General features: G+C 73.6%; 14 protein-coding genes. 10 read left to right on the top strand and 4 right to left on the bottom strand.

All coding sequences use genetic code 11. The annotated features are described in order from the left end of the window. Positions 1-129: 129 nt before the first annotated feature. Complete coding sequence (locus ACZ7C5_RS11410; protein WP_401091299.1) at positions 130-1536, top strand: cell division protein PerM; 1407 nt, start codon at positions 130-132, stop codon at positions 1534-1536. A gap of 1 nt (position 1537) precedes the next feature. Here ACZ7C5_RS11410 and ACZ7C5_RS11415 read toward each other — a convergent pair whose 3' ends face one another. Then, positions 1538-2239 carry a hypothetical protein gene (locus tag ACZ7C5_RS11415; RefSeq protein ID WP_470322447.1) on the bottom strand — a complete coding sequence of 234 codons (702 nt, stop codon included), beginning with the start codon at positions 2237-2239 and terminating at the stop codon, positions 1538-1540. Positions 2240-2630: 391 nt separating this feature from the next. Here ACZ7C5_RS11415 and purN point away from each other — a divergent pair, with 391 nt between their 5' ends. Together purN and purH are read left to right on the top strand one after the other, a co-directional pair. Then, on the top strand, positions 2631-3287 hold the full coding sequence (purN, locus tag ACZ7C5_RS11420) for a phosphoribosylglycinamide formyltransferase (RefSeq protein ID WP_470322448.1): 657 nt from the start codon (positions 2631-2633) through the stop codon (positions 3285-3287). Beyond that, the gene (gene purH / locus ACZ7C5_RS11425; protein WP_401091304.1) at positions 3284-4861 is read left to right on the top strand and encodes a bifunctional phosphoribosylaminoimidazolecarboxamide formyltransferase/IMP cyclohydrolase; all 1578 of its coding nucleotides are present in this window, start codon (positions 3284-3286) and stop codon (positions 4859-4861) included. The genes purN and purH overlap by 4 nt, the downstream gene beginning before the upstream one ends. 82 nt (positions 4862-4943) lie before the next feature. Here the strand turns inward: purH and ACZ7C5_RS11430 are convergent, their stop codons facing one another. Next, on the bottom strand, positions 4944-5588 hold the full coding sequence (locus tag ACZ7C5_RS11430; protein ID WP_401091306.1) for a hypothetical protein: 645 nt from the start codon (positions 5586-5588) through the stop codon (positions 4944-4946). Between the two features lie 536 nt (positions 5589-6124). On the opposite strand from ACZ7C5_RS11430, the gene ACZ7C5_RS11435 reads away from it, so the two are divergent. The 6 genes from ACZ7C5_RS11435 (at position 6125) to ACZ7C5_RS11460 (ending at position 11759) form a co-directional block, all read left to right on the top strand. Then, the gene (locus tag ACZ7C5_RS11435) at positions 6125-6979 is read left to right on the top strand and encodes a bifunctional methylenetetrahydrofolate dehydrogenase/methenyltetrahydrofolate cyclohydrolase (protein ID WP_188299052.1); all 855 of its coding nucleotides are present in this window, start codon (positions 6125-6127) and stop codon (positions 6977-6979) included. 20 nt (positions 6980-6999) lie between these two features. After that, entirely contained in the window at positions 7000-7425 is a 426-nt protein-coding gene (locus tag ACZ7C5_RS11440) for a DUF3017 domain-containing protein (RefSeq protein WP_401091307.1), read from the top strand. Positions 7426-7686: 261 nt separating this feature from the next. Next, positions 7687-8679, top strand: coding sequence for a malate dehydrogenase (locus ACZ7C5_RS11445; RefSeq protein WP_188299050.1), 993 nt, complete (start codon positions 7687-7689; stop codon positions 8677-8679). Positions 8680-8811: 132 nt separating this feature from the next. Further along, positions 8812-10137, top strand: a complete 1326-nt coding sequence (locus ACZ7C5_RS11450; protein WP_470322449.1) for a hemolysin family protein — start codon at positions 8812-8814, stop codon at positions 10135-10137. 30 nt (positions 10138-10167) lie between these two features. Further along, the gene (gene trpS / locus ACZ7C5_RS11455; RefSeq protein ID WP_401091309.1) at positions 10168-11208 is read left to right on the top strand and encodes a tryptophan--tRNA ligase; all 1041 of its coding nucleotides are present in this window, start codon (positions 10168-10170) and stop codon (positions 11206-11208) included. After that, a complete protein-coding gene (locus tag ACZ7C5_RS11460) occupies positions 11205-11759 on the top strand; it encodes a 2'-5' RNA ligase family protein (RefSeq protein ID WP_401091311.1) in 555 nt (184 codons plus the stop codon). Before trpS ends, ACZ7C5_RS11460 begins: the two co-directional genes overlap by 4 nt. A gap of 53 nt (positions 11760-11812) precedes the next feature. Here ACZ7C5_RS11460 and ACZ7C5_RS11465 read toward each other — a convergent pair whose 3' ends face one another. Together ACZ7C5_RS11465 and ACZ7C5_RS11470 are read right to left on the bottom strand one after the other, a co-directional pair. Beyond that, complete coding sequence (locus tag ACZ7C5_RS11465; protein ID WP_401091313.1) at positions 11813-14278, bottom strand: CDP-glycerol glycerophosphotransferase family protein; 2466 nt, start codon at positions 14276-14278, stop codon at positions 11813-11815. 329 nt (positions 14279-14607) lie between these two features. Next, a complete protein-coding gene (locus tag ACZ7C5_RS11470; protein ID WP_401091314.1) occupies positions 14608-18183 on the bottom strand; it encodes a bifunctional glycosyltransferase/CDP-glycerol:glycerophosphate glycerophosphotransferase in 3576 nt (1191 codons plus the stop codon). A gap of 133 nt (positions 18184-18316) precedes the next feature. Here ACZ7C5_RS11470 and ACZ7C5_RS11475 point away from each other — a divergent pair, with 133 nt between their 5' ends. Continuing rightward, positions 18317-19315: a glycosyltransferase family 2 protein gene (locus ACZ7C5_RS11475; RefSeq protein WP_470322450.1), complete on the top strand. Its 999-nt coding sequence runs from the start codon at positions 18317-18319 to the stop codon at positions 19313-19315. Positions 19316-19329 lie beyond the last annotated feature (14 nt).

A 19329-nucleotide genomic window follows, 5' to 3' on the forward strand; every position in this document is an offset into this window, starting at 1 on the left:
ACGCTCCGGGCCGGGGCGCCGGCGGCTTGGGGGCAAGGTCTGAAAATGCGCATAAGCCAATAATCTGGGACACGGCGGCGGTTTCGCGCTTCACGGAGCATGGCGAGTCGCCTTGGCACCATGTGGCGCATGACGCAGCTGATGGGCCGTCCGATCATCGAATCGTCCGGCGAATTGCGCGGACGCCCCGCGCTGGCCGACCTGTTGGCGGGGGTGCGGACGGCGCTGGTCGGTCTGGCGGCGGTCGGGGTGCCGGTGCTCGGGCTCTGGGTGGTGACGCCGTACGCGGACGACGGCGCGACCGCTGCCACCCGGTTGGCGGGGGTGCTCTGGCTGCTCGGGCACGGCGCGCCGGTGGTGCGCGGCGCGGCGGACGCCCCGCTGACCGTCACACCGCTGCTGATCGGGGCCCTGGCCGTGGTCCGGCTCTACCGGGCGGGCGCCGGGGTGGCGGCGCGGCGCGGGCTGCGTTCGCGCTGGGGCGGCCCGGTGGCGCTCTGGGCGGGGTACTGCGCGGTGGCCGTCGCGGTGGCGCTGCACTGCGCGGGCGCCGGGCTGTTCCGCAGCCGGGTGCTGACGGACGTCCTGGTGGTGGCCCTGGTGGCGGGCCTGGCGACGGCGGCCGGAGCCCGCTCGGTCACCGTCCTCGACGCGCCGGCCGGCTCCCCGCTGGACCGCCTCCCGCCGCCGTACCGTCCGGCCGGCGCCGGGCCGGTGCTCCGGGCCGCGGCGCTGGCCGCCGGGGCCGGGCTGGTCGCGGCGGGCGCCCTGCTGGTGGCGGGCTCGGCGGTGCTGGACGCGGTGGCGGGCGGCGGGCGCGGGACGGCGCTGCTGGGCGGCGGGCCCGCCGCGCTGCTGGGGCTGCTGCTGCTGACGGTGGTGCTGCTGCCGAACGCGGTGCTGTGGGGCGCCGCGTACGCGCTGGGCCCCGGGTTCGTGGTGGGCACCGGGACGGTGGTGTCGCCGGCCGGTACGGCGCTGGGCCCGGTGCCCGAGTTCCCGCTGTTCGCCCTGCTGCCGGCGGACGGCCCGGGCGGCTGGCGGTTCGTGGTGTCGGCCCTGCCGCTGCTGGCCGGAGTGGTGCCGGCGGTGCTGCTGGGCCGGGCGGCGGCGGGCCGGCGGCTCCCGGCCGCCGGGTCGGGGGAGCGGCCGGAGCCCTGGCCGTGGGCCGCGACGGCGGTGGCGGCCCTGGCGGTGGCGCTGACGGTCGGGGCGGGCGCGGCGCTGCTGGGCCGGCTCTCCGGCGGGGCGCTGGCGGGGGAGCGGATGGCCTGGGTGGGGCCGGTGCCGGGGTGGACGGGCCTGGCGGCGGCGGGCTGGATCGCGCTGGTGGCCGTTCCCGGCGCCCTGCTGGTCCGGTACCGCACCCTGGGCCCGGCGGACGGCAGGGGCGCGTACGCCCCGCTCGCGGGGCAGGCGCGCCGGAGCGTACTGGGATTGCGCGCCCGTACGCACGCCCTCGTGGTGCGGCTGTCCGCACCGGGTGCCGGGGGCGCCGGCGGGCCGGGCCCCGACGACCCGGACCCGGCGGGCTGACCTACTCGGTGTTCCCGCTGAAGTCCACGTACCACTGCGGCGCGTACCGGTCGCAGTTCTGGGCGCCGACGCTGGTCAGCGAGTCCTGGACGCAGGTGACGTAGTCGCGGTAGTGGTACCCGAGGCCGATCACCGTGGTGGCGACCACGATGGTCATCGCGCCGGTCAGGATGCCGGCGAGCGCGGCCGGGGTGAGCGGGTTCGACGCCGGGGCCGCGGGGACGGGGCCGGCCGGGCCGGCGATCGCGACGGCGGCCGGGGCGGGCTGCCGGCCGCGCAGCGCGCCGACGCCCCAGACGATGCCGAGCGCCCCCACCAGCAGGGCGATCCAGTGGAACCCCGCGAACAGGCAGACCAGCGCGAACGGCCCGGCCAGCGCGGCGTTGCGGGCCTTGCGGTGGACCGGGTCGGCGGGGTCGAGCCGGGGCGGCTGCGGGGCCGGCGGGCGCTGGCCGGGACGGCCGTCGCCGCTGCCGGGGCCCCACGGCGACGGGAGCCGCGGGCGCTCGCCCCCCTGCCCGCCGGGACCCCCCTGCCCGCCGGGACCCCCCTGCCCGCCGGGACCACCGGGCCCGCCCTGACCTCCGGTACCGTCCTGGCCCCCGCCGGCCCAGGGGCTGCGCGGCTGCCACGGCTCGTCCGGGGCATCCGCCGGCGGCGGCGCGAAGGGGTTGCGCTCGCCGGTGTCGTCGCCGCTGCTCATGGGTTCAGCCATTCCTTCTCGGTCGGGGCCTCGTTCGGAGGGTCTCGCGTCGGAGCGGTCTCCCGCGCCCCAATGATCCCGCAGCCGCCCGCCGGGCCGTCGGCGGGCCGTGCCCGGGGCCCGGGAGGGCCGGTACGGGCCGGGGCAACTCCGGTGCGGCGGGCCGGAGGAGATCCCCGTCTCAACTACGCGCGTAGCGCCGCCGGGAGGGTGCGGAGGCCGTCCGACCAGCCGTTATCGTGGTGACGGTCAGCAGCCCACAGAGGTTCCCCGGGGCCCGCGTCGCGGTGGGTTTCCCCGGAGTTCCCCCTCGCTCGACCTGCCGTTCGTAGTGGCCCCACCGCCGGTGGACGTACCAGCGGACGGCGCCCGACCTACGGAGAAACGCGCAGTGGCCGCCCCCGCCCAGCACTTCCCGCCCCGTACGCCCGGTCCGGCCCGACTGGTGGTGCTGGTCTCCGGCTCCGGCACCAACCTCCAGGCGCTGATCGACGCCGTCGCCGACCCGGCCTACGGCGCCGGGATCATCGCGGTCGGCGCGGACCGGGACGGGATCGCCGGACTGGAGCGCGCCGGGAAGGCCGGCCTGCCGACCTTCGTCCACCGGGTGAAGGACTTCCGGGACCGCGCCGGCTGGGACCGCGCGCTGACCGCCTCCGTCGCCGGGTACCAGCCGGACCTGGTGGTCACGGCCGGCTTCATGAAGATCCTCGGCCCCGAGTTCGTCGCCGCCTTCGCCGGGCGGATCGTCAACACCCACCCCGCGCTGCTGCCGTCGTTCCCCGGCGCCCACGGCGTCACCGACGCGCTCGCCTACGGCGTGAGGGTCACCGGCTGCACCGTCCACCTGGTCGACTCCGGCGTGGACACCGGGCCGATCATCGCGCAGGGCGTCGTCGAGGTCACCGACGCCGACCACGCCGATGGCGGCGAAGCGCTGCACGAGCGCATCAAGACTGTCGAGCGGAAGCTGCTCGTCGACGTCGTGGGCCGACTGGCCCGCGAAGGTCACCGCATCGAGGACCGAAAGGTATGGATTCCGGCATGAGTGCCAGCTCCACCACCACGCCCGTTTCGGAGAACGTTCGTCCGATCCGTCGCGCGCTGATCAGCGTGTACGACAAGACCGGTCTGGAGGAGCTGGCCCAGGGCCTGCACACCGCCGGGGTCGCCATCGTCTCCACCGGCTCCACCGCCGGCCGGATCGCCGCCGCCGGCGTCCCGGTGACCGAGGTCTCCGAGCTGACCGGCTTCCCGGAGTGCCTGGACGGGCGCGTGAAGACGCTGCACCCCCGCGTGCACGCCGGCGTGCTGGCCGACCTGCGGCTGGAGTCGCACCGCGCGCAGCTGGCCGAGCTGGGCGTCGAGCCCTTCGACCTGGTCGTGGTGAACCTCTACCCGTTCAAGGCCACCGTCGCCTCCGGCGCGACCCCGGACGAGTGCGTCGAGCAGATCGACATCGGTGGCCCGAGCATGGTCCGCGCCGCCGCGAAGAACCACCCCTCGGTGGCCGTGGTGGTCGACCCGGCCCGCTACGGCGACGTGCTGGAGGCGGCGCGGGAGGGCGGCTTCGACCTGGCCACCCGCAAGCGCCTGGCCGGTGCCGCGTTCGCCCACACCGCCGCCTACGACGTGGCCGTCGCCTCCTGGTTCGAGGACGGCTACGCGCCCAGCGACGAGCGGTTCCCCGAGTTCCTGGGCGCCACCTGGGAGCGGCAGAACGTGCTGCGCTACGGCGAGAACCCGCACCAGGGCGCCGCGCTGTACAGCGACGGCACCGGCGGCCTGGCCGGCGCGCAGCAGCTGCACGGCAAGGAGATGTCGTACAACAACTACGTCGACACCGACGCCGCCCGCCGCGCCGCCTACGACCACGCCGAGCCGGCCGTCGCGATCATCAAGCACGCCAACCCGTGCGGCATCGCGACCGGCGCCGACGTCGCCGAGGCGCACCGCAGGGCGCACGAGTGCGACCCGGTCTCCGCGTACGGCGGCGTGATCGCGGTCAACCGTCCGGTCACCGTCGCGCTGGCCGAGCAGATCGCCCCGATCTTCACCGAGGTCGTGGTGGCCCCCGGTTACGAGGAGGGCGCCCTGGAGGTGCTCACCCGCAAGAAGAACCTGCGGGTGCTGCTGGCCCCCGGGGCCCCGGCGAACCGCCAGGAGGTGCGCCCGGTCTCCGGCGGCGTGCTGCTCCAGGACGCCGACCGGGTGCACGCCGAGGGCGACGACCCGGCGAACTGGACCCTCGCCAGCGGTGAGGCGCTCGCCGCGGACGAGCTGGCCGAGCTGGCCTTCGCCTGGCGGGCCTGCCGGGCCGTGAAGTCCAACGCGATCCTGCTGGCCAAGGACGGCGCCTCGGTCGGCGTCGGCATGGGCCAGGTCAACCGGGTGGACTCCTGCAAGCTCGCGGTCGAGCGGGCCGGGGAGCGCGCCAAGGGCGCCTACGCGGCCTCGGACGCCTTCTTCCCGTTCGCGGACGGCCCGGCGATCCTGATCGCGGCCGGTGTCAGGGCGATCGTGCAGCCCGGTGGTTCGATCCGCGACGAGGAGGTCGTCGCGGCGGCCGCCGAGGCCGGTGTGACCATGTACTTCACCGGTGCGCGGCACTTCTTCCACTGATCCCGCCCACGGCGTGACGGTGTGACAGAGCGGCCCGGCCCCCTCCGAGGAGGGAGCCGGGCCGCTCTGTCACGGGGGCCGGTCAGTACCGCGGGCGGTTGAACCAGTTGACGCCGTCCTGGATGCACATGGCGGTGATCCAGATGATGCTGATCGCCAGCCAGAGCACGGCCATCACCAGGCCGACCGCGGTGCCGCCGGAGACGGCGCCCAGCAGGATCAGCAGGCCGACCAGGGCGCCCAGCGAGCCGTACACGATGGTGGTGACCCGGACGGCGTTGCCGCCCTTGCCGAACTTCGCGCCGAGCGTGATGGAGAGCGCGGCGAACAGCCCGAACACCACACCGACGACGAGCAGGACACCGGCGGCGGCGTCGCCCAGCGCGGTGAACGGGTTGTCGTCGCTGGTGGTCCTGCTGGCGGCGGTGGTGACGTCCTTGGCGGCCGCCCCGATGATGATGTAGGAGATCGCGGCGAGCGTCTGCACGCCGCCGACGATGAACAGCAGCACCCGGGCGGTGGTCATCAGGCCCGGCATGGACGGCGGCGCGACCGGCACGTAGCCGTAGGCCGGGGCCTGCTGCGGGTAGCCGTAGCCCGGGGCGGCGGCCGGCGGCGGGGCCTGCTGCGGGTAGCCGTAGCCGGGGGCGGCCTGCGGCTGGCCGTAGCCCGGGGCCGCGGCCTGCGGCTGGCCGTACGGGTTGTTCGGGTCGGGCGGGTAACTCATGGATGCCTCCGGGCAGTTACGGGGACGCGGGGACGGGACGCTGACGGCCCGGTGCCGGCTGGTGAGTCGGGTCACCGGCCGAAGGGGACGCTAGCGCGGCGGGGTGACAGCCCGGCGGCGGTGACGGGCGCCGCGGCTCGGCAGAGTGGTGAGCGTCAGGGAAGCGAGTCGGCCGACGGGTGAGGCACGGGCGGGGCGGTGCCGCCGCGGTCGGACTGCTCGTTCTGCTGTGATCGGCTCACTGGCTCTTTCCCCCGGGGTACAACGCTCCGCCGCGAGGGCCGTCGGCCCGTCACCGGGCCGGTTCGCGGCGGGAATGCGCTTATCGTCAACCGGACGATGGCGCCCTGTCCAGCCGGTTCCGCGCGCCGGGTCAAGACTGTGGCGCAACCGCAACGTGCGGCGAACCTTCGTACCCGTCCGTTCACCCGCTCGTCCACCGCGTGTCCACCCGTCCGCACGGCCGTCCGGGACCGTCCCGCGCCGGTCGGGCGCCCTCGGTACGGGGAGCCCGCGCGATCCGGGAGAATGGGGTCATGACTGCCCAGATTCTCGATGGCAAGGCCACCGCCGCCGCGATCAAGTCCGAACTCGCCGCCCGCGTGGCGGTCCTCAAGGCGAAGGGCGTCACGCCCGGCCTCGGCACCGTCCTGGTCGGCGACGACCCGGGCAGCCGCTGGTACGTGAACGGCAAGCACAAGGACTGCGCCGAGGTCGGCATCGCCTCGATCCAGCGCGAGCTGCCCGCCACCGCCACCCAGGAGGACGTCGAGAACGTCGTCCGCGAGCTCAACGCCGACCCGACCTGCACCGGCTACATCGTCCAGCTGCCGCTGCCCAGGGGCCTCGACCAGAACCCGGTCCTGGAGCTGATGGACCCGGACAAGGACGCCGACGGCCTGCACCCGACCTCGCTCGGCCGGCTCGCCCTGGGCATCGACGGCCCGCTGCCGTGCACCCCGCTCGGCATCGTCGAGCTGCTGCGCCGCCACGACGTCGAGATCAACGGCGCCGAGGTGGTCGTGGTCGGCCGCGGCATCACCGTCGGCCGCTCGATCGGCCTGCTGCTGACCCGCCGCAGCGAGAACGCCACCGTCACCCTGTGCCACACCGGCACCCAGGACCTCGGCGCCCACCTGCGCAAGGCCGACATCATCGTGGCCGCCGCCGGCGTGCCGCACCTGGTCAAGCCGGAGGACGTCAAGCCGGGCGCCGCGGTGCTGGACGTGGGCGTCAGCCGCAGCGAGGGCAAGATCGTCGGCGACGTCCACCCGGGCGTGGCCGAGGTGGCCGGCTGGATCTCCCCGAACCCCGGCGGTGTGGGCCCGATGACCCGCGCGATGCTGCTCAACAACATCGTCGAGGCGGCCGAGCGCCGCGCCGGCGTCTGACACCCGAGGGACGGCGAGCGATGACTGAACCGCGACCGGCGAAGCCCCGGCGCAGGCCGGTCGGCACCACCGGCACCCTGCCGCCCGAGGGCGCGGGCGCGGCCTTCGGACGCGACCACGCCCTGCCGGTGCGGCAGTGGCCGATAACGCTGGTCCTGCTGGTGGTCGGCGCGGGCCTCGCGGTCACCTGGTTCGCCGACTTCAAGGACGGTTTCAAGTATGGGCTGCTGATCCTCGGCTGCGGCGTGCTGCTCGGCGCGGTGCTGCGGCTGGTGCTGCCCGAGGTCGGGATGCTGGCGGTGCGCAGCCGTTTCACCGACGTGATCGTGCTGACCTTCCTGGGCGCCTCGATCGTGCTGCTGACGCTGGTGGCCCAGCCGAACCCGTGGGTGCAGATCCCGCTGCTCGACAACATCGGCCAGCTGATGGGCCGGCCCAAGCACTGACCGGCCCGCACCGACGGCCCGCACGGGCCGTTCGCGCGGGTCGTTCGCGCGGGTCGTTCGCGGTCCCCGCCCGATCCCCCGGAATCCGGGGGATCGCGCGGGGGCCGCGGCGCGTTCTGTGACGCATCAGCCAGGCCGGTACCCGCGGCGTAGGCTTCCCTTTGCGATAACCTGACGCCGGTCTCTCGATGTCGAGAGACCGTCCTCGGCTCCAGCGCCGGTGTGCCTGGGGCGCCTGGCGATTTGCTGGAGAAGGTAGAAATGACTCGCACCCCCGTCAACGTCACCATCACCGGAGCGGCCGGCCAGATCGGCTACGCGCTGCTCTTCCGCATCGCCTCGGGCCACCTGCTCGGCGCCGACGTGCCGGTGAACCTGCGCCTCCTGGAGATCCCGCAGGGCCTGAAGGCCGCCGAGGGCACCGCCATGGAGCTCGTCGACTGCGCCTTCCCGCTGCTGCGCGACATCACGATCACCGACCAGCCGAACGAGGCCTTCGACGGCGCCAACGTCGCGCTGCTGGTCGGCGCCCGTCCGCGCACCGCGGGCATGGAGCGCGGTGACCTCCTCAAGGCCAACGGCGGCATCTTCGGCCCGCAGGGCAAGGCCATCAACGCCCACGCCGCGGACGACATCAAGGTCCTGGTCGTCGGCAACCCGGCCAACACCAACGCCCTGATCGCCCAGCGCAACGCCCCGGACGTCCCGGCCGAGCGCTTCACCGCGATGACCCGCCTGGACCACAACCGCGCCGTCGGCCAGCTGTCCATCAAGACCGGCGCCCCGGTCTCGGACATCAAGCGCGTCACCATCTGGGGCAACCACTCCGCGACCCAGTACCCGGACATCTTCCAGGCCGAGATCGCCGGCAAGCCGGCCTTCGAGGCCGTCGGCAGCGACCAGGCCTGGCTGGAGGGCGACTTCATCCCGACCGTCGCCAAGCGCGGTGCCGCCATCATCGACGCCCGTGGCGCCTCCTCGGCCGCCTCGGCCGCCAACGCCGCCATCGACCACGTGCACACCTGGGTCAACGGCACCGCCGAGGGCGACTGGACCTCCATGGGCATCGTCTCCGACGGCTCCTACGGCGTTCCGGCCGGCCTGATCTCCTCCTTCCCGGTCACCACCAAGAACGGCGCGTTCGAGATCGTCCAGGGCCTGGAGATCTCCGACTTCTCGCGCGCCCGCATCGACGCCTCGGTCAAGGAGCTGGCCGACGAGCGCGACGCGGTCCAGGAGCTCGGCCTCATCTGAGCCCGCCCCGCACGGCTGTACCGGCGGCCCGCCGCTTCCCTCCCGGAAGCGGCGGGCCGCCGTCGTGTCAGGCTCCGGCCCGCCCGTCGTGTCCGGCGCCCGCCCGCACCGGCCGCCCTACACTGGCCCGCTGTGAACGAAACCCTCGGGGACGCCGCGCTCGTCCTCGTCTTCATCATGCTGGGCGGGCTGTTCAACGTCGCCGAGATCTCGCTGATCTCGCTGCGCGAGGGCCAGATCCGGGCGCTGGAGGCGCGCGGCACCCGGCGCTCGGCGCGGGCCGCGCACCTGGCCGCCGACCCCAACCGTTTCCTGGCCGCCGTGCAGGTCGGGGTGACCTGCATGGGCTTCCTGTCCGCCGCCTTCGGCGCGGACACCCTGGCCGGCAAGGTCGCCCCGCTGTTCGTCCGGGCCGGGCTGTCCGAGGGCGTGTCCGACGCGGTGGCACTGGTCGGCCTCACCCTGGTGATCAGCTACGCCTCGCTGGTGCTGGGCGAGCTGACCCCGAAGCGGATCGGTCTTCAGCGCGCCGAGTCCATCGCGGTCATCGCCGCCCCGGTCGTGGACGTGATGTCGGTGGTGCTGCGCCCGGCGATCTGGCTGCTCGGCCACTCGACCAACCTGATGGTCCGGCTGCTCGGCGGCGACCCGGCCGCCGGCCGCGGCTCGATGAGCTCCGAGGAGCTGCGCGGCCTGGTCGCGGCCAGTACCGAACTCGGAAGCGACGAACGGGCGTTGATCGCGGACGTGTTCTCCGCGGGGGAGCGCCAGCTGCGCGAGGTGATGGTCCCGCGCACCGAGGTGACCTTCCTGGACGCCGAGCGCCCGCTGGCCGCCGTCCGGCACCAGGCCGACACCTCGCCGCACTCGCGCTACCCGGTGGTCGAGGGCAGCGCCGACGCGGTGGTCGGCTTCGTCCACGTCCGCGACCTGTACGGCGCGCGCGGCGAGCAGGCCGCCAAGGTCCGCGACCTGTCCCGCCCGGTCAAGCTGCTGCCCGGCACCAAGCGGGTGCTGGAGGCGATGGGCGAGATGCGCCGGGAGGGCCACCACCTGGCGATCGTGGTGGACGAGTACGGCGGCACCGCCGGGATCGTCACCCTGGAGGACCTGGTCGAGGAGGTGATCGGCGAGATCAGGGACGAGTACGACCGCCCGGAGGCCGCCCCCACCCGCCGGCTGGCCGGCGGCGGCGTGGAGCTGGACGGTCTGCTCAACCTCGGCGACTTCGCGGAGGAGACCGGCGTCACCCTGCCCGAGGGGCCGTACGAGACGGTGGCCGGCTGCCTGGTCGCCGCGCTCGGCCGGCTGCCCAGGGACGGCGACCAGGTGCGCGTCCCGGTCGAGGGCGACGGCGAGGTGCTGCTGACGGTGGCCAAGGTCGAGGGCCGGCGGATCGCCAGGGTGGGGGTGAGTGCGGTCACACTGGCCGGACCTCCGGGGACGGAGGTTTCCTGAGCGAGCGGTGGAACTGGAAGAATGGCCCGCATGGTCAACGCAGCGGTCACTGGTCCGGTCAAGGACCGTCCCCGGGTGCTCTCCGGCATCCAGCCCACCTCCGGCTCGTTCCACCTCGGCAACTACCTGGGCGCGGTGCGCCAGTGGGTCGACCTCCAGAAGGAGAACGACGCCTTCTACATGGTGGTCGACCTGCACGCCATCACGGTCGCCCAGGACCCGAAGGAGCTGCGCGAGAACACCCGGGTCTCCGCTGCCCAGCTGCTCGGTGCCGGCCTCGACCCGGAGCACTGCACCCTGTTCGTCCAGTCGCAGGTGCCCGAGCACGCGCAGCTCGCCTGGGTGATGAACTGCATCACCGGCTTCGGCGAGGCCTCCCGGATGACCCAGTTCAAGGACAAGTCGACCCGGCACGGCGCCGACAGCACCACCGTCGGCCTGTTCACCTACCCGGTCCTGATGGTCGCGGACGTCCTGCTCTACCAGGCGGACGCCGTCCCGGTCGGTGAGGACCAGCGCCAGCACCTGGAGCTCACCCGGGACCTCGCGGACCGGTTCAACACCCGTTTCGGGTCGACCTTCACGGTCCCGAAGCCGTACATCCTCAAGGAGACGGCGAAGATCATGGACCTCCAGGACCCCGGCGTGAAGATGAGCAAGTCCGCGTCCTCGCCCAAGGGTCTGGTCAGCCTGCTGGACGAGCCGAAGGCGAGCGCGAAGAAGTTCAGGAGCGCCGTCACCGACACCGGCACCGTGGTCTCCTACGACGAGGAGCAGAAGGCCGGCGTCTCCAACCTGCTGCGCATCCACTCCGCGCTCAGCGGGCAGTCGGTCGACCAGCTGGTCGAGCACTTCGAGGGCAAGATGTACGGCGCCCTGAAGACCGAGCTGGCCGAGCTGTTCACCGAGTGGGTCACCCCCTTCCAGGAGCGCACCCGCACCTTCCTGGACGACCCGGCCGAGCTGGACCGGGTGCTGGCGAACGGCGCCGAGAAGGCCCGCGAGGTGGCGTCCAGGACGCTGGAGTCGGTGTACGACCGGATCGGCTTCCTCCCGGCCGCCAAGCGGTGACTCCCCTCACGCACCTGCCCGGTGGTGGCGACCTCCCCGAGGTCGTCACCATCGGCGTGTCCGTGAGCGTCCCGGACCCGTACGGCACGGCGATCCAGGACGCCAGGGCCGGGCACGGCGATCCGCTGGCCCGGTCGATACCCACGCACGTCACCTTGCTGCCGCCGACCGAGGTGCCCGCCGGGGAGCTGCCGAAGATCGAGGAGCACCTGGCGGCGGTGGCGGCCGCGCACCGGCCGTTCCGGATGCTGCTGCGCGGCAGCGGGACCTTCCGCCCGGTCTCCCCTGTGGTGTACGTCCGGGTCGAGGAGGGCGCGCAGGAGTGCCGGCTGCTGGAGGCGGACATCCGCTCCGGCCCGCTGGCCCGCGAGCTGGCCTTCCCGTACCACCCGCACGTGACGGTCGCCCACGGCCTGCCGGACGACGTGTTGGACCAGGCGTACGAGCAGGCGCGCGGTTTCCGGGCGGCCTTCACGGTGTCGGGCTTCGGCCTCTCCCGCTTCGGCACGGACGAGGTCTGGCGGCCCTGGCGGAGCCACTCCTTCGGCTGAGCTGCCGGAGCAGGCCCGAGCCGGGCCCGAACCGGGTCCGAGCCGGGCCCGAACTAGCCCGCGGCCCGCCCCAGTTCGAGCATCCGGTCGACCACCCGGCGGGCCGCGCCGCCGTCCTCCAGCACACTGTGCTCGGCCTGGAAGCGCCGGTAGCGCTCGGCGTAGCCGGGCGGCAGCGCGGCGTCGCCGTCGGCGAGTCCGCGCAGCGCGCCGAGCAGTTCGGCCGAGGTCGGCACCAGCGGCCCGGGGGCGTTCGACTCGAAGTCGAAGTAGAAGCCGCGCAGGGTGTCGCGGTAGTGCTCCAGGTCGTAGGTGAAGAAGTACATCGGACGGCCGGTGATGGCGAAGTCGAACATGATCGACGAGTAGTCGGTCACCAGCACGTCCGCGACCAGCAGCAGTTCCTGCGGGTCGGGGTAGTCCCCGCAGTCGTACAGGAAGCCGTCGCCGGCGCCGGGCAGCGGCTCGCGCACGTGCGCGTGCGGACGGACCAGCAGCACGTGGTCGGAGCCGAGCAGGCGCCGGGCGTGGTCGAGGTCCAGCCGGAGGTCGAGCCGGAACCCGTCGCCGTCGCCGCGCTGCTGGTCCTCGCGCCAGGTGGGCGCGTACAGCACGATCCGCTTGCCCTCGGGGATGCCGAGCCGGCGGCGGACGGCCGCGGCGGTCCGCTCGTCCGGGCGGGCGAGCACGTCGTTGCGCGGGTAGCCGGACTCCAGCACCTCGCCGCCGTAGTGGAAGGCGCGCCGCAGGATCGGGGTGGCGAACGGGCTGGGGGAGAGCAGCAGGCTCCACTGCGGGGTCTCCCGGTCGAGCGCCTCCAGGTAGCCGTGGTCGGACAGCCAGGGGTTCTCGACGTCGTGGGCGATCCGCTTCAGCAGGGAGCCGTGCCAGGTCTGCACGACGACCTGGCCGGGGCGGCGCTCCAGGAAGTCGGGGAAGTGGGTGTTGCCGACCAGGTAGCGGCAGGTGGCCAGCGCGCGGTACCACTCCGGGCTCCAGATCCGCACCGGGACGACCCCGGGCGGGACCTCGGCCTGGGCGTCGTCGACCACCCACAGGTGCTCGGACTCCGGCTCCCGGCGCGAGAGTTCGGCGTGCACCGCGCGCGGCGAGTCGGCGTAGCCGCGGCCGCCGAACACGTCGTACAGCACCGCCTCGCGCAGCGGCTCGTGGCGGGCGGCCGGGTAGCGCTCGGCGCGCTGGCGGCTCTGCGCCCAGGCGCTGCGCTCGGTGGGGGTGAGCACCGGGGTGGAGTCCACCAGCAGGGTGTCGTGCCAGCGGCGCTGCAGCAGGATCCGCTTGCCGCCCGCGGTGGCGGCGGCGGGGACGGTGGGCAGCGCGGCGGGGGCGGCGAGCAGCGGGCGGCCGTCGCCGGGGCGTCCGGCCGGCTCCAGCGCGGCCTCCCAGATGCCCTTGCGCAGCGGCAGCGCGGCGCCGTCGGAGCCGGTGCGGGTGGCGGGCACCCGGACCCGGAAGCGGCCGTCCGGGCCGGTGTCGACCGGGGTGCGGACCTCGCTCGCGGTGCCGGAGTGACGCAGCACCAGCTCCAGCCGGTCCGCGGCCGGATCCGGGCAGTGGCCGGACAGCTCGAAGCCGTCGTCCCGTACGGCGATCCGGTCGACCAGGCCGGCCGCGGGCTGGACGCAGACCTGGAGCCGGCCGTCGGCGAGGTGCTTGAGGTAGAGCACCCGGTCCGGGGTGCCGGGCAGCCGGTGCTGGCCGGCCACCGGGCCGCCGCGCTCGTCGAGGCAGAGCTGCTCGGTGCCGCCGTCGGGGCGCAGCAGTTCGGCGTCCCAGTGCTCCAGTCCGCCGCCGCCGCGTCCGTCGGCAGTGAACGGCCGGTACGGCAGCCGGACGGTGAAGCCGTTGCCGGTGCGGTCGAGCGGCTGCTCGGCCGCCGCGTCGCTCTCCCGGTGGCGCAGCCGCAGCACGGTGCCCGGGGGGCAGTCGTCGGCGACGCCGGCGAGGTCGAGGCCGTCGTCGGCGGGGGTGACCCGGGTGATCCGGACGGCCGGGCGCTCCAGCAGCAGCCGGAGCCGGTCGTCCGCGAAGAAGGGCTGGAGCCGGACGTCGCGGTCCACCCAGCGGGCCGGCGGGTACTCGCCGGAGCCGCACCAGTGCGGGGCGAGGGCGCCGTACTGGCGGCGCACCCTGGTGGGGCGCGGGCGGGTGAAGAGCGTGGTCTCGATCTGCCATTCGCCGAGCAGCCAGTCGCCCCCGCGGCGCAGCCGGTCGGGTTCTATCAGCGCGGTGAAGCCGGACCAGTCGTGGTTGTGCTCGGGCTGGGCGCTGTCGTCGGTGACCTCGGGCATCCGGCGGGGCCTGGAGCGCAGGTGCACCGGCGGTTCGGACGGGTCCTGGTGGCGCAGGGTCAGCCAGGTCCAGGCGGAGCCGGGGCGGCCGGTGTCACGGTCGTTCGGGCGGGCGAAGCCGGTGAGTTCCAGGCCGCGGCCGTGCCAGCGGGCGCGCAGCAGCCCGAAGACGACGTCCTGGTCGTCGTCCGGGCGGCCGGTGGTCACACGGGGAGCGGCGTGTGGCAGGACGAACCGTGTGAGCACAGGCATCGCTGGACGGGCCCTTCGGGGACGGGGTCCCGGTGCATGACGGTGCACCGGGAAGGGGTCGCCGGGCCGGTTTCGATCGGGCCGGGACCGAATTGACATCCCATACCGGGACGCCACCCGGGGTCAACTGTACGGTTCGGCGAATTTCCTCGGAAATTCGCTGGCGAAACGTGAGTTCGAGTGCAATGCGGGCGTAAAGGGCGGTGATCCTCCCAGGAAATTCCCAGGAAATGCCGAAGCGCCCGGCGCGAACCGCGCCGGGCGCTCCTGTTGCGGGCCGGTGACTACCCCTCGATGCGGAGCATCGCGTCGACCACCCGGGCGGAGGCCTGGCCGTCGTCCAGGTCGCAGTACGCCTCGCGGAACGCGGCGGCCTTGTCCGCGTGCTCGGCGGCGACCTCGTCCACCCGGCCGAGCGCGGAGACGAGTTCCTCGGAGGTGGCCAGCAGCGGGCCGGGCGCCTCCGCCTCGAAGTTCAGGCTGAAACCGCGCAGGTTGTCCCGGTAGTGCTCCAGGTCGTGGGTGAAGAACAGCATCGGCTTTCCGGTCGACGCGAAATCGAACACGCTGGCCGAGTAGTCGGTCACCAGTACGTCGGCGATCAGCAGCAGCTCCGCCATGTCGGGGTAGCTGCCGACGTCCCAGATGTAGCCGTTGCCGGCGCCCGGGATCTGGCCGCACATCAGGTTGTGCCGGCGCACCAGCAGCACCTGGTCGTCGCCGAGCGCGGCCTTGGCGGCCGCGAGGTCGATCCGCAGGTCCATCTGGTATCCGCCGTCCGGCCGGCGCCGGTCCTCGCGCCAGGTCGGCGCGTAGAGCACGACCTTCTTGCCCTCGGGCAGGCCGAGCCGTTCCCTGACCTGCTCGGCGGTCTTCTCCCGGTCGGACGCGAACAGCAGGTCGTTCCGGGGCGAACCGCTCTCCAGGATCTCGCCCTTGAAGTCGAAGGCGCGCCGCAGCACCGGGGCCGACCAGCGGTTGCCGGCCACCAGCAGGCTCCAGTTCGGAACCTCGCGGGCCAGGCCCTTGAGGTAGTGGGCGTCGGTGAACCAGACCTTCTCGAAGTCGAAGCCGATCTGCTTCAGCGGGGTGCCCTGCCAGGTCTGGACGACCACCTGGCCGGGGCGGCGGACGAAGAAGTCGGGCAGGTGGGTGCTGGTCACGATGTACTTGGAGGTGGCCAGCGCCTCGATCCACTCCGGGCTCCACAGCCGGATCGAGGCCGCGCTCTGCGGCAGCTCGGCCTGGAGGTCGTCGTTGCCCCACAGGTGCTCCAGCGGCAGGCCGCGGCGGACCAGCTCCTCGTGGACCGCCCGCGGCGAGTCGGCGTACATGCTGCTGTTGCCGGCGTTGTACAGCACCGTGTCGCGCACCGGCAGCCGGCGGGCGGCCGGGTAGTCCACGGTGCGGATCAGCCGCTGGCGGAAGCCGGACCGCTCCTCGGGCAGCAGCACCGCGTACGACTCCAGCGACAGGCCGTCGTGGTGGCGGCGTTCCAGCCCGATCCGCTTGCCGCGGGACTCCACCTCGACCGGCAGCGTCCCGAAGCACTCGGGGGCGATCAGCGCGTGGCCGTCCGGCAGGTCCTCCGCCGGCACGCCGACCGGGCGGAAGGCGACGTTCCAGGTGCCCTTGGCGAGCGGCACCCGGCCGGCGAAGGAGGCGGTCGGGACGGTGGGCAGCGCGGTGCGGAACCGGCCGTCCGAGATCTCCACCGGGTAGACGTGCTCCTCCTCGCGCCAGTTGTGACGGACCACCAGCTCCCAGCGGTGCGCGCCGGGCAGCGGGAACGAGCCGCTCAGCAGGAAGCCGTCGGCGCCGCGCGCGGCGACCTCCTCCACCAGCGGCTGGAGCACCTGGTCGGAGAACTGGAGGTGCCCGCCGGGGGAGGGCTTGGAGTAGAGCGCCCGGCGCTCGCCGGCCGGGGCCTGCGGGTTCAGCGCCAGGTGCAGCCGCTCGGGCGGGTTGCGGTCGTCCCAGGCCAGCCGGACGGTGCTGCCGTCGGTCAGCAGCAGCGCGGTGTCCCAGCGGTCCCGGCTGCGGTCGGGGGCGACCGGGTCCAGCTCGGCCCAGGCCTCCCGGACGGCGGTCAGCTGGGCGGCCGTGAAGGAGGCGGTGAAGGGCTGGAGCGAACCGACCGGCGCGCCCAGCTCCAGCGGGACGGTCACCTCGCGGTCCGACTCGACGTGGGTGAGCCGCAGCTGCGCCCCGGCGAAGCTCGGGCCGGAGCGGGCCGCGCCCGAGACCTCCACCCGGTCGCCCTGCACGGCCAGGCCGGTCACCCGGGCCTGGACCGTCTCCACCCGCAGGTAGACGAAGTTGTCCCGGACCCACGGCACGATCCGCACGTCCGGCTCGACCCACTGCGCCGGGATGTACTGCGCGGTGTCGCTCCAGCCGGCCGAGATCCGGCCCTTGTACACCCCGCCCTTGCCCGCGCCGGCCACCAGGAGGCGCCAGTGGCCGTCCTTCCACTGGCCGCGGTGCTTGAGCTTCTTCGGGTCGAGGGCGACGGTGAAGCCGGACCAGTCGCAGCTGTACAGGTCGTGGTTGCAGCTCGCGGTGGCCTCGGGGCTGTACGTGGTCTTCATCGGCACCGCGAGCACCCGGCGGCCCTTGGTCTCGCGCAGCACCAGGGTGCGGACCATGTCGCGCTTGTTGGCCGCGCCCAGCTGCTCCGGGTAGGCGTGCCCGGTCAGCTGGAGCTTCCCGCCGACCCAGGCGCTCTCGTACAGCCGGCTGCGCATGACCAGCGAGTTGTCCAGCTTGAGCACGCCGGCCGGCACGCTCTTGCGCCCGCCGCGCAGGAACGGGTAGTCGGCGTACGGGCGCAGCAGGCCGCGGGCCTGGACACCGCCGCTGCTCTCGCCCTCGTACTTGATCTGCTCGACCAGCTCGTCCACCCGGCCGGCCAGGGTCAGGTGGTACTTCAGCCGCAGCGGCGCGCGCAGCTTGCGGACCTGCTCGGGGCCGATCGCCCGGAGCAGCCGGCTGACGCTCTGGACGTAGGCGTCCCGGTACTCCTTGTCGCCGTCCACGACGGACCAGAAGAACATCGGGATCTCCTCGACGAGGGTGTTCTCGTCGTAGGAGCGCAGGTACTCGGCGAAGCGCGGCTCGGTCTGCTTCCGGAGCCAGCCGCGGACCAGCTCGACCGAGGTGACCCGGTCGATCAGACCCTTGGGGTTGGTGCGCATCTGCGTGATCGACATCTCGCCGACCTCGCGCTCGCGCCAGTGGTAGATCGGCTCGGAGAGCACGTCCACGCTCTTGGCGAGGTAGTGGTGCGGCACGCTGACCGGGGCGTCCTCGTACAGGATGCCCTCGGGGTAGAGCAGGTCGGCCGCGTCGAAGAACGTGCGGCGGTACACCTTGTTCCACGCGGTGCGGTCGGTGACCAGCGCCGGGACCTCGGTGATGTGGGTCTTGAGCTTGGTCTCCCTGAACGGCTTCGAGTGGCCGCCGGACTGGTAGTAGCCCACGGCGCGGAAGCGCAGCACGTTGCCGGTGCAGAAGTCCGAGCCGGTCTCGTCCAGCGTGTTGATCATCAGCTCGTACGCGCTCGGCGGCATCGAGTCGTCGCTGTCCACGAAGCACAGGAACTCGGCGTCCGGGTCGATGTGCCGGATACCGGTGTTGCGGGCCGCGCCGAGGCCCTTGTTGACCTGGCGTACCAGCCGGAAGCGGGAGTCCTTGGCCGCGTACGCCTCGGCGAGCGCCGCGCTGCCGTCCTTCGATCCGTCGTCGACCATGACGCACTCGAAGTCCGTGAAGGTCTGGGCGGCGATCGAGTCCAGGCATTCGACGAGGTAGCGCTCGACGTTGTAGATCGGAACGACGATGGAGAGGCGGGGAGCCATCGGCTACGCAGGCCTTTCTCGGGAGGAGCGTGGCGGCCCCTGAGGGGCCTGACCGCACTTTGGATCGGTGCGTACGTGCGACCCGATCCTACCTCCGGGCCCCACCGCTCCCCGGGGCCACTACGCTGGGCCGGTGCCCCGCTTCAGCGTGATCGTCCCCGTGTACCAGGTCCAGGACTACCTCGTCGAGTGCCTCGACTCGGTGCTCGGCCAGGACGGCCCGGACTTCGAACTGATCGCGGTGGACGACCGTTCCCCGGACCGCTGCGGCGCGATGCTGGACGAGGCCGCCGTCGCCGACGCCCGGGTCCGGGTGCTGCACTTGCCGGAGAACGTCGGCCTCGGCCGGGCCCGCAACGCCGGCCTGGAGGTCGCCACCGGGGACTACGTGGTCTTCCTGGACAGCGACGACACGCTCACCCCCGGCCTGCTGAAGAGCGTCGACGAGCGGCTCGCCGCCACCGGGGACCCGGACGTCCTGGTCTACGACTACGCCCGCACCTACGCCGACGGCCGGATCACCAGGGCCGCCTCCGCGCACGTCTTCGGCGCCGCCTCGCCCGACGTCTTCGACCTCACCGCCCGCCCCGACCTGCTCGACCTGCTCCAGGTCGTCTGGAACAAGGCCTACCGCCGGGGCTTCGTCACCGAGCAGCGGCTGGTCTTCCCGGCCGGCTACTACGAGGACACCCCCTGGACGTACCCGGCGCTGCTCGCCGCGGCCCGGATCACCCTGCTCGACCGGGTCGGCGTGCACTACCGCCAGCGCCAGGAGGGCGGCAACATCCTGGCCACCGCGAGCCGCAAGCACTTCGACGTCTTCGCCCAGTACGACCTGGTCTTCGCCTTCCTCGACCGCCGCCCCGACCTGGACCGCTGGCGCCCGGTCGTCTACGGCCGGATGCTGCACCACCTCAACACCGTGGTCTCCAAGCCCGGCCGGGTCCCGCCCGGCGACCGCCGCGAGTACTTCCGCCGGGCCGCCGCGCACTGCGCCCGGCTGCGCCCGGCCGGCTACCGCCCCCCGGCCGGCGTGGACGGCGTGCGCACCGAGCTGCTCGGCCGCGGCCGCTACGGCGCCTACCAGGCCGTCCGGGCCCTCGCCAAGGCCCGCCGACTCGTCAAGCGCTGACGTCAACCTGACGC

The organism is Kitasatospora sp. NPDC036993, from assembly GCF_055607525.1.